Below are 9,650 nucleotides of genomic sequence, written 5' to 3'. Positions count from 1 at the left end.
TTCTTTCTGAAAGTCAGAGAGGCGTTCCCCGGAGATCCGCGATGAACCTTTTTTTTGCCTCTAATTTCCCGCCATTCTTCCAGGTTAAGTTTCAGTTAAAAGTGTCACGGCAAAATGGCCGGCCGCTTGTCGTAGATGTTACGGCCATGAAAATAGAACCGGCAGCCGAGCCGGCAGACAGGGAAATCAGATGCAGTCCAATCATTCTCAGCAACCGCTCGAAACCGCCAAGAGTGGCTGGTTTATCCGCTTCCTCAATGTGGTGGAGCGCCTTGGCAACCTTTTGCCACATCCCATCACACTATTTGCGTTGTTTTGCGCAGCCGTCATCCTGATCTCCGGCATTGCCGGTTATTTTGAAGTCACAGTGGTGGACCCTCGTCCCGAAGGCGCCAGTGGCCGCAGCGCCGATGGCCTGATCCATGTGGTCAGTCTAATGAATGCCGAAGGGCTGCGGATGATAGTCTCCAACCTGGTGACCAACTTTACCGGTTTTACGCCGCTGGGCACTGTATTGGTGGCCTTGCTCGGGGTAGGGATTGCCGAACGCTCAGGACTCTTGTCCGCCGGCATGCGGGCGCTGGTGATGGGAGCCTCCAAGCGCCTGGTTACCCTGACTATTGTCTTTGCCGGAATCGTCTCCAATACCGCCGCCGAGCTGGGTTATGTAGTGCTGATCCCCATGGCGGCGATGATCTTCCATTCTCTTGGCAGGCATCCCTTGGCGGGGTTGGCGGCGGCCTTTGCCGGGGTATCCGGTGGCTACAGTGCCAACCTCCTGCTGGGAACCGTGGATCCCCTGTTATCCGGGATCACCGAAGCGGCGGCGCAGATGATAGACCCTGACTACACTGTGGGCCCCGAGGTCAACTGGTACTTCATGTTTGTCTCCACCTTTGTGATCTCTTTCCTCGGCGCCTTGGTGACAGAGAAAATCGTTGAACCCAAGCTCGGTCGCTATGATGTCTCTGAAGCCAGTGTCGATCTGGAAGATCAGCGGATGGAAACCGTCACCGAACTGGAGAAAAAGGGGCTGAAAATGGCTGGTTTGGCGGCGCTGCTGCTCGGCGCAGTCTTGGCCTTGACCGTGGTACCTGAGTGGGGCCCACTGCGTCACCCCGAGACGGGGGAAGTGGCCGGCTCGCCGTTTCTCAAGGGAATCGTGGTGTTTATCTTTATCTGCTTTGCCATTCCCGGGCTGGTATACGGTAAGGTGGTGGGCACCATGAAAAAAGATACCGATGTGATCAACGCCATGTCCCACAGCATGAGCACCATGGGCATGTATATCGTATTAGTGTTTTTCGCCTCGCAGTTTGTGGCCTTCTTCAAGTGGACCAATCTGGGCGCCGTGTTGGCGGTGACCGGCGCCGATGCTCTCAGCGCCCTGGGGCTGACCGGGCCGATAGTCTTCCTGCTGTTTATCATGATGTGTGGCTTCATTAACTTGATGCTCGGCAGTGCCTCGGCCCAGTGGGCAGTGACGGCGCCGATATTTGTGCCCATGTTGATGTTGGTGGGTTATGCGCCGGAAACCATTCAGGCGGCCTATCGAATAGGTGACTCAGTGACTAACCTGATCACGCCCATGATGAGTTACTTTGGCCTGATCCTGGCGGTCGCCGCGCGCTACAAGAAGGACCTGGGGATAGGTACTCTGGTGGCCACCATGTTGCCATACACGCTGGTGTTTTTCGTCGGTTGGACCCTGTTCTTCTTCCTCTGGGTATTCGGCCTGGGGCTGCCGGTTGGCCCAGGTGCGGCTACCTACTATTCACCGGCGGGCTGATGGTCTGTAACAGTGAATGACTGAGGATGTTGTGGGAAGGGGCTTAGGTGATATACGCTAGCCCCTTTTTTAATCTTTTGGCTTTATTCGGCAATTCGGCGCCGCGGCTTAAGGACGGCTAAAGCCAGAGTAAGTCTTGCGCCAGTTGCTGGGGCTCACCCCCAGGGCGCGTTTGAAGGCGTCTCGCAGACCGGCGGCACTGGCAAAACCGCAGCTGGAGGCGATCAGTTCCACCGACATATGGCTCGACTCGAGCAAGGATTGCGCCCGGCGGATCCGCGCCTGCCCCAGCCACGCCATAGGCGCCAGTCCGGTTTGCTCCCGGAACTTACGGTTCAGGCTACGCTGGCTTAAACAGGCTCTTTCTGCCAGTTGTGCCAAGGTCAAAGGCAGGTGCAGATTGTCCATCAACCAGAGTTGCAAATTGGCCAGCTGTTGCTGCTGCGGCAGCCATTGGCGATGAATTCTTTGCGACTGACAACCCTGACGCTCGAGCGGCATCACAAAGAAGTCGGCCGTGGTCTCGGCGACCTGGGCGCCAAAGTCGCTGGCTATCATATGCAGACACAGATCCTGGCCCGCGGCCAATCCCGCCGAGGTCAATAGCTGGCCGTTGTCGACAAACAGCATGTCCTCTTCCACCTCTATATTGGGATAACGCTTGGCCAGTTCGGGCGTCAGTTGCCAGTGGGTAGTTGCCCTGAGGTTATCCAACAGGCCTGCGGCGGCCAATACGCAGGCGCCGGTGCAGATAGATGCCAGTCGCACTCCGGCCCTCGCGGCTTGCTGCAGCGCCTGAAGGACCTCAGGCTCGTTGAATGCCAGGGGATTGCGGATGCCGGGGATTATCACAGTATCCACTTGACTCAGCAGCTCAAGCGGGGCGATATCCGAGATGCTCAATGCGCCGCTGCAGATGGATTGCTCCGGGCCGCAAAAGCTTACCTGGTAAGGTTTGTGGCCGCCGCTCAGGGAAACCAGAGGAAACATCTGGTAAGGAATGGCGAGATCGAAGGCCACAAAATCCCTCAGTACCAGAATCACAATCCTGTGCTGAGGTTGAGAAAGAGCTGAAGACATGTTTCCTGCCCGGCGCCATTCCGGCGGCCCAATAGCGTATGTGTGCAAGGCAATCTAGTTCAAGCTCAAAACCCTGTACAGCGGCTTGTGGCCAAAGTGACCGCCTGGATCACAGCCTGCCCAAGTTGGCCAGACTCTTGCGGCAATTGGCCGGTAACCGGCTGTTGCAGCCTGCAATAGGTTACTAATCTCAACGGGACTTTCTGACTCAAAGGAGCGTTTATGAACCGTCGAGACTTTACCTTATCCTGCCTGGGAACGCTGGCCGCAGCCTCTCTGGGCGGTGTGGCACCTCAAGCGTTGGCCGCGGGCGCCTCAAGCCAACGGCCGGCAGCAAACTCTTTACCCGCCGGCACAAAAACCAGCACGAGCGGCAAGCCACATATCGCCTTTGTACTGTATGAGGGCATGACGGCCCTGGATCTCATAGGGCCGGCTGAAGTGCTCGCCGGTGAGCAGTTTGATGTGGACTTTGTCTGGTACGACAAGGAGGTGGTCTATGCCGAGAGCCGCGCCAACAAGCGTTTGGGGTTAATGCCAACCGCAACCTTTGCCGAGATTGAGCAGACAAACATTCTCTGCGTTCCGGGAACCAGTAATCCATACAAACAGCTGGAACGCACCGAAATGATTGACTGGGTGGCTCGGGTCGGCGCCAAGGCAGACTGGGTCACCAGCGTCTGTACCGGCTCATTTATTCTCGGGGCCGCCGGTTTGCTCAAGGGGTATAAGGCCACCTCTCATTGGGGCGTGTTGCAGGACTTGCGCTACTTTGGCGCCGAGCCTGTAGTCGATAGAGTGGTTCACGACCGCAATCGAGTCACAGGCGCCGGGGTCACTTCAGGGATCGATTTTGGTTTGCTGCTGCTGTCGCTGCTGACAGATGAGCAGACAGCCCGCGGCAAACAGCTGGTGCTTGAATATGATCCCCACCCCCCTTTTAACAGTGGTTCGCCCAAGCTTGCTTCTCCTGCCTTGTTGGAAGCGGTGCGCGGTGGTTATATGGATTACCTGCAAGCGGTTGCCCCCAACTCCCGCAGCCAACTGCAGGCCCTGGCAAGCAACTTGGGGATCAAGCATCCCTGAGACAGGCCTTTAAGATTTAGCTTCAAGGCGTTGTAAATGAGGACGAAAATGGTTCCGTTTTTGTTCTAACTATAAGCTATTGTTGAACTTTTTCTATTGTCATACACTATCGGGCCCTTTGGTTTGTTGGTTGGGCCCGCATGCGTTTTTCTTCTGCACGTCTGTTGCTGCTAATGGCTTGGTTGGCCACGAGTTTTACCCTGGCCGCCGAGATAGGCGACACGGCCGTGGTCGGTAAACTCTATTTCAGCGGCGCCGAACTGCCCGGGCAATTGACTCCAGAGGGGGCCACTTGGTGGCCGGAGCCTACTTGGTTGCTGTGGCTCATGGGCCTTGGCAGCTTCTTTTGCCGTTTTCGTTGTTTTGCGCTCTGGCTGCTTGCTTTGCTGGCGTTGCAACTCAAGTTTGTCATTCGGGTCGACGACAGCCTGCTGTGGAGCAGTTGGCTAGTGTTGCTATTGCCGACACAAGTTTTGTTTGGCCTGATTTTGCTGTTGATTGACCGGGGCGAGGACGCACGAGCCCAGGTAATCACCCTTGACTGACGATAGTCCAAGTCCCAAGCCGTATTAAGGGAGAACAATAGATGTCCAGAAAAGCCAGAGCCGCCATGGTCTCGGTCTGCTCCAATATTTCGCTGATCATCATGAAGGTGGCGGCGGGTATTGTCAGTGGCTCGGTCAGTATCATTTCAGAAGCGATTCACTCCGCCATGGATTTGGTGGCGGCCTTGATCGCCCTGTTTGCCGTGCGCCGCGCCGATGTGCCGCCTGACTGGGATCATCCCTACGGCCACGACAAGATAGAGAATGTTTCCGGGGTTATTGAGGCGCTGTTGATTTTGGCGGCGGCCGGCTGGATTATTTTCGAGGCTGTCGGCAAGTTGCTCAGCCCCTCAGAGGTGGAAGGCCTGGGCTGGGGGGTATTAGTGATGCTGTTGTCGGCGCTGGTTAACACAGGCGTCAGTGCCTATCTCTACCGGGTGGCCAGGGAAGAGCAATCGGTGGCGCTTGAGGCCGATGCCCTGCACCTTAAGGCCGATGTGCTCACCTCGCTCGGGGTAGCCGTGGGGCTGCTGCTCATCTGGGTGGGTGGTTATTTTGGCCATAATCTGGCGCTGCTGGATCCCATAGTGGCCATAGGGGTGGCACTGTTTATTCTCAAAGAAGCGATAAGCATGCTGGATCAGGCCTTCAAGCCGCTGCTGGATCACAGCATCAGCGAAGAGGAGCTGAACCAGGCCGCCGAGATAATCGCGTACCACTGTCCCAGCGAAGGGGGCTTTCACGACTTGCGCGGCCGTCAGGCGGGCCGGCGGCGTCATATTGACTTCCATCTGACCTTGCCCAAGGAGATGAGCGTTGGCCATTCCCATGCCATCTGTGACCGTATCGAGCAGGCCTTGATGGCTGCCATTCCCCATGCGGCGGTGTTTATCCATGTGGAGCCGCTGGAAGAGCAGCCCGAAGAAGAGGGCTTACTGCAACAGGGCGCCTGAAGCGGCGCCCGTATGGCTGCATCAGAGCCCTTGATGGGGGCCGAACACTTCGTAGTGGATCTGCGCTTCCTCAATACCCAGAGCCAGCAACTGCGCCTTGATGCTCTGCATAAAGCCTATGGGGCCACAGCAGTAGAATTGGCCCTCGGATGGCAGCATGGCCGCTATCGGTTCCAGCACCATGGTGCCATTCAGGTCATAATCCTGTCCCTGAATATCAGTCTCAAGCGGCTGGCGATACCAGGTCAGTGCCTTGAGATTTGTCTGCTCGGCCTGTTTGCGGCGTATCTCTTCGGTAAAAGCATGCTGGGCGCCATTTTCACAGGCATGCAGCCATAGTGTCTCGGCGCAGTCTTGCTGCAGGCGGCTGTTTAACATGCTCAGCATAGGCGTCAGGCCAACTCCGGCAGATAGCAGCACAACCCGGGTGTCAGGCTCAGTATTCAGGAAAAAATCCCCCGCCGGCGGGATCAGCTCAAGCTCGCTGCCAATATCGAATTCATTATGCAGCAGGTTGGAAACCAATCCTTCGTTTTCACGTTTAACGCTGATGCGATAGTTGCGGCCGTTGGGGGCATCCGACAATGAGTATTGGCGGATCTCGGTATGGGCCAGCGCCGGATGGCTGAGTTTGAGGTTCAGGTATTGCCCCGGCTTAAAATCGGCCACAGGGCCGCCATCCTTGGGCGTGAGTTCGAAGGAGGTAATGGCGGCAGACTCGCGGCGTTTGTTGCTGACAACAAAGGTGCGGGTGCCGCTCCAACCTCCTTGTTTGCCTGCGGCATCGGCATAAATCTGTGCTTCGCGGCCAATAAAGATATTGGCCAACACCCCATAAGCCTTCTCCCAGGCGCCCAGTACCTCTGGCGTGACGGCATCGCCACCGAGTTCTTCCAGAGTGGCTAGCAGATGCTTGCCGACTATGGCGTATTGCTCGGGTTTGATCAGAAAGCCTGTGTGTTTCTGGGCAATTCTTTCCACGGCTTCACCGAGAACGGCCAGATTGTCGATATGTTGGGCATAGGCGGCGACGGCATTGAACAAGGCTACAGGCTGATCGCCCTTATGCTGATGAGCCAGGTTGAACACATCTTTCAATTCAGGATTGTGGTGGAACATGCGCTGATAGAAGTGTTTGGTCAGCGCTGGGCCGGCGGCAACCAGCAGGGGAATAGTACTCTTGACCACTTGGATAGTGTGTTGATCCAACATAAAGACAACCTCAAAGATTCATTTAAGTTATATGTTCCGCGATAAAATAAACATGCATTTGATTTGGATCAATAAAAATCCTGACTGGATCTGTCAGGTATTCAGCATGGTTTGCAAAAACACTCGTGTGTGTGATGCATGTCTATGTTTTATCGTATATGGATCCTGATTCTGGCTTGTTCGCATCTCTGGTTTGCTTCTTTGTTTCGTTTCTCTGCTGCCGGTGCCAAGTTGCCTTCAGTGGTCAACAGTCTTGGCCAACAATGACTTTTGCCGCTAAAAAGCGGATAATTCCCCCAATTTTGCTCAATTTGACCCAGATCACAGCCGGTCGCCGGTTTTACCGCTGCGGCGAGTGTCATCGGGCGAGCGGGAAACCCCGCCGGAACTCGGAACTATCCAATGGAAATCAAAGTAAATTTTCTCGACAACCTCAGACTCGAAGCCAAGTTTGATGACTTCAGTGTTATTGCCGACCAGCCAATCCGCTACAAGGGCGATGGCTCGGCACCGAGCCCGTTCGACTACTTTCTGGCTTCATCAGCGCTGTGCGCCGCCTATTTTGTGAAGGTGTACTGTGTCGCCCGCGATATTCCTACCGAAGGCATTCGCCTGTCGCAAAACAACATAGTCGACCCGGAAAACCGTTATAACCAGATCTTCAAGATTCAGGTGGAACTGCCGGACACCATCTCTGACAAAGACCGTGAAGGCATACTGCGTTCCATCGACCGCTGCACTGTGAAGAAAGTGGTTCAGACCGGCCCCGAGTTCCAGTTGGAAACCGTGGATAACCTGGATCAGGACGCCCAGGCGATGCTGATGCTTAAGCCGGATGACAGCCACAGCACCTTTATTCTGGGTAAGGATCTGCCGCTGGAGCAGACCATAGCCAACATGACCAACACCTTGGCCGAACTGGGGATGAAGATAGAGATCTCCTCCTGGCGTAACCTGGTGCCCAACGTCTGGTCGCTGCATATCCGTGACGCCGCTTCGCCCAAGTGTTTTACCAACGGCAAGGGCGCAACCAAAGAGAGCGCGCTCTGCTCGGCTCTGGGCGAGTTTATCGAGCGTCTCAGCTGCAACTTCTTCTACAACGACCAGTATTTCGGCCCTGAGATCGCCAACGCCGAATTTGTTCACTATCCCAATGAGAAGTGGTTCCAGCCCGGCCCCAACGATGAGCTGCCACCCGGGATCCTCGATGACTATTGCCTGGAAATCTACAACCCGGATGGTGAGCTCTGCGGCTCCAACCTTATCGACACCAACTCGGGCAATGTCGAGCGCGGCATCTGCGCCATTCCTTATGTGCGTCAGTCCGATGGCGAGACTGTGTATTTCCCCTCCAACCTGATTGAAAACCTGTATCTCAGTAACGGCATGAGCGCAGGTAACAACCTGGATGAGGCCAAGGTGCAGTGTCTGTCCGAGATTTTCGAGCGGGCGGTGAAGCGCCGCATCATAGAAGAGGAGCTGGTTCTGCCTGAGGTGCCGAAAGCCGTGCTGGCCAAGTATCCTTCGATAGTGGCCGGCATAGAGGCGCTGGAGGCGCAGGGCTTTCCGCTGGTGATCAAGGATGCCTCCCTCGGTGGCCAGTTCCCCGTCATGTGTGTGACCCTGATGAACCCCCGCACCGGCGGCGTGTTTGCTTCCTTTGGCGCTCACCCCAGTTTTGAGGTGGCGCTGGAGCGCAGCCTCACTGAACTGCTGCAGGGCCGCAGTTTCGAGGGCCTAAACGATGTGCAAAAGCCTACTTTCAACAGCATGGCGGTGCAGGAGCCGGAGAACTTTGTTGAACACTTTATCGATTCCAGCGGGGTGATCTCCTGGCGCTTCTTCAGTAGCAAGCCGGACTATGAGTTTGTCGAATGGGACTTCTCCGGCAGCAACGCCGAAGAGAGCCAGAGCCTGTTCGGGATTCTTGAAGAGATGGGCAAAGAGGTCTACATCGCCGAGTTTACCGAGATAGGCAACGCCTGCCGGATCCTGGTGCCAGACTTCTCCGAGGTGTATCCGGTATCGGATCTGATTTGGGACAACACCAACAAGGCGCTGGACTACCGAGAAGATATTCTTAACCTGCATCGCCTCAGCGACAGCCAACTGCAAAGCCTGTCCGAGCGCCTCGAAGACAGCCAATTGGATATCTACACGGATATCATCACCCTGATAGGCATAGAGTTTGATGAAAACACCGTCTGGGGCCAACTGACGATACTCGAACTTAGACTGCTGATCTGTCTGGCCATAGGTGAACTGGAAGAAGCGCTGGAGCTGACCGAAACCTTCCTGCAGTACAACAACAATACCGTCGCTCGCGGCCTCTTCTATCAATGCTTGCAGGCGGTGTTGGAGATCAGCCTGGACGATGAACTCGAGCTGGATGACTACCGGTACAACTTAGGACGCATGTTCGGCCAGGAAACCCTGGATGCCGCCATTGGTTCGGTCAATGGCACAGTGCGCTTCTACGGCCTGACCCCAACCAATATGCAGCTCGAAGGCCTGGAAAAACATCAGCGGCTGATCGAAAGCTATAAGAAGCTGCATGCTGCAAGGGCTAAGCTGGCCACCAAGAAGTAGTTTAAGTTCAAGGGGCGTGTGTGCCCCTTGATAATCCTTATTTGCAACAATGGCTTTCGGCGACCCCGAGGGGGAGTCGGTGCAATTCTTCATCCCAAAGTGTCGTATTCAGCTGCAGATATACGCCTAATTCCAGGCACAGGCGGGACTGTGACCTTCCGAGCCAGGGATGGCGAGGCAGAGCTTACAAGGATGTACTCGCAGCGAGTCACAGGATCGCCTGTGCGAGAGCACACCGCAGGTGATTGGCTGCAATTTTGCGAGCAGCTAAGACCAAGTTTATTGGTGAGTTTTGGCTTAAAGCCATGATAGCCGCTGTGCCAGCGGCCTCAAGTCGTGGGGCTTCGCCCCACACCCGAGGAAAGGGGGCTGTATCGACTCGCCCCCTTTCCAAAC

The 9,650-nt window shown here is 55.7% G+C and carries 7 protein-coding genes; 5 read left to right on the top strand and 2 right to left on the bottom strand.

Annotation, left to right across the window (positions count from 1 at the left end):
- Positions 1-190 precede the first annotated feature (190 nt).
- On the top strand, positions 191-1,789 hold the full coding sequence (locus tag ON072_RS20530) for an AbgT family transporter (protein WP_109248101.1): 1,599 nt from the start codon (positions 191-193) through the stop codon (positions 1,787-1,789).
- A gap of 108 nt (positions 1,790-1,897) precedes the next feature.
- Here ON072_RS20530 and ON072_RS20525 read toward each other — a convergent pair whose 3' ends face one another.
- Positions 1,898-2,869 (bottom strand): GlxA family transcriptional regulator, encoded by a 972-nt coding sequence (locus ON072_RS20525; protein WP_208148644.1) that lies wholly within the window; start codon positions 2,867-2,869, stop codon positions 1,898-1,900.
- Between the two features lie 222 nt (positions 2,870-3,091).
- Between ON072_RS20525 and ON072_RS20520 the strand changes: the two genes are divergently transcribed.
- The 3 genes from ON072_RS20520 to ON072_RS20510 all read left to right on the top strand — a co-directional run bounded on the left by ON072_RS20520 (position 3,092) and on the right by ON072_RS20510 (position 5,453).
- Complete coding sequence (locus tag ON072_RS20520; protein ID WP_261753324.1) at positions 3,092-3,955, top strand: DJ-1/PfpI family protein; 864 nt, start codon at positions 3,092-3,094, stop codon at positions 3,953-3,955.
- A 140-nt stretch (positions 3,956-4,095) separates the two neighbouring features.
- Complete coding sequence (locus ON072_RS20515) at positions 4,096-4,500, top strand: hypothetical protein (RefSeq protein ID WP_208222949.1); 405 nt, start codon at positions 4,096-4,098, stop codon at positions 4,498-4,500.
- Between the two features lie 41 nt (positions 4,501-4,541).
- On the top strand, positions 4,542-5,453 hold the full coding sequence (locus ON072_RS20510; protein WP_144191620.1) for a cation diffusion facilitator family transporter: 912 nt from the start codon (positions 4,542-4,544) through the stop codon (positions 5,451-5,453).
- 21 nt (positions 5,454-5,474) lie between these two features.
- Here the strand turns inward: ON072_RS20510 and hmpA are convergent, their stop codons facing one another.
- Positions 5,475-6,665: an NO-inducible flavohemoprotein gene (gene hmpA / locus ON072_RS20505; protein WP_071237280.1), complete on the bottom strand. Its 1,191-nt coding sequence runs from the start codon at positions 6,663-6,665 to the stop codon at positions 5,475-5,477.
- 402 nt (positions 6,666-7,067) lie between these two features.
- Here hmpA and ON072_RS20500 point away from each other — a divergent pair, with 402 nt between their 5' ends.
- The gene (locus tag ON072_RS20500) at positions 7,068-9,254 is read left to right on the top strand and encodes an OsmC domain/YcaO domain-containing protein (protein WP_025010787.1); all 2,187 of its coding nucleotides are present in this window, start codon (positions 7,068-7,070) and stop codon (positions 9,252-9,254) included.
- Positions 9,255-9,650: the final 396 nt, after the last annotated feature.

The organism is Shewanella sp. K8, assembly GCF_028823715.1.
In the GTDB taxonomy this organism is placed as follows: domain Bacteria; phylum Pseudomonadota; class Gammaproteobacteria; order Enterobacterales; family Shewanellaceae; genus Shewanella; species Shewanella algae.
This window is presented reverse-complemented; position numbering and strand designations above follow the sequence as displayed.

What these genes read in the sequence shown, in the direction of transcription:
- ON072_RS20525 (WP_208148644.1), bottom strand. Translation starts at nt 2,869, where the DNA reads ATGTCTTCAGCTCTTTCTCAACCTCAGCACAGGATTGTGATTCTGGTA.
- ON072_RS20530 (WP_109248101.1), top strand. Translation starts at nt 191, where the DNA reads ATGCAGTCCAATCATTCTCAGCAACCGCTCGAAACCGCCAAGAGTGGC.
- hmpA (WP_071237280.1), bottom strand. Translation starts at nt 6,665, where the DNA reads ATGTTGGATCAACACACTATCCAAGTGGTCAAGAGTACTATTCCCCTG.
- ON072_RS20510 (WP_144191620.1), top strand. Translation starts at nt 4,542, where the DNA reads ATGTCCAGAAAAGCCAGAGCCGCCATGGTCTCGGTCTGCTCCAATATT.
- ON072_RS20500 (WP_025010787.1), top strand. Translation starts at nt 7,068, where the DNA reads ATGGAAATCAAAGTAAATTTTCTCGACAACCTCAGACTCGAAGCCAAG.
- ON072_RS20520 (WP_261753324.1), top strand. Translation starts at nt 3,092, where the DNA reads ATGAACCGTCGAGACTTTACCTTATCCTGCCTGGGAACGCTGGCCGCA.
- ON072_RS20515 (WP_208222949.1), top strand. Translation starts at nt 4,096, where the DNA reads ATGCGTTTTTCTTCTGCACGTCTGTTGCTGCTAATGGCTTGGTTGGCC.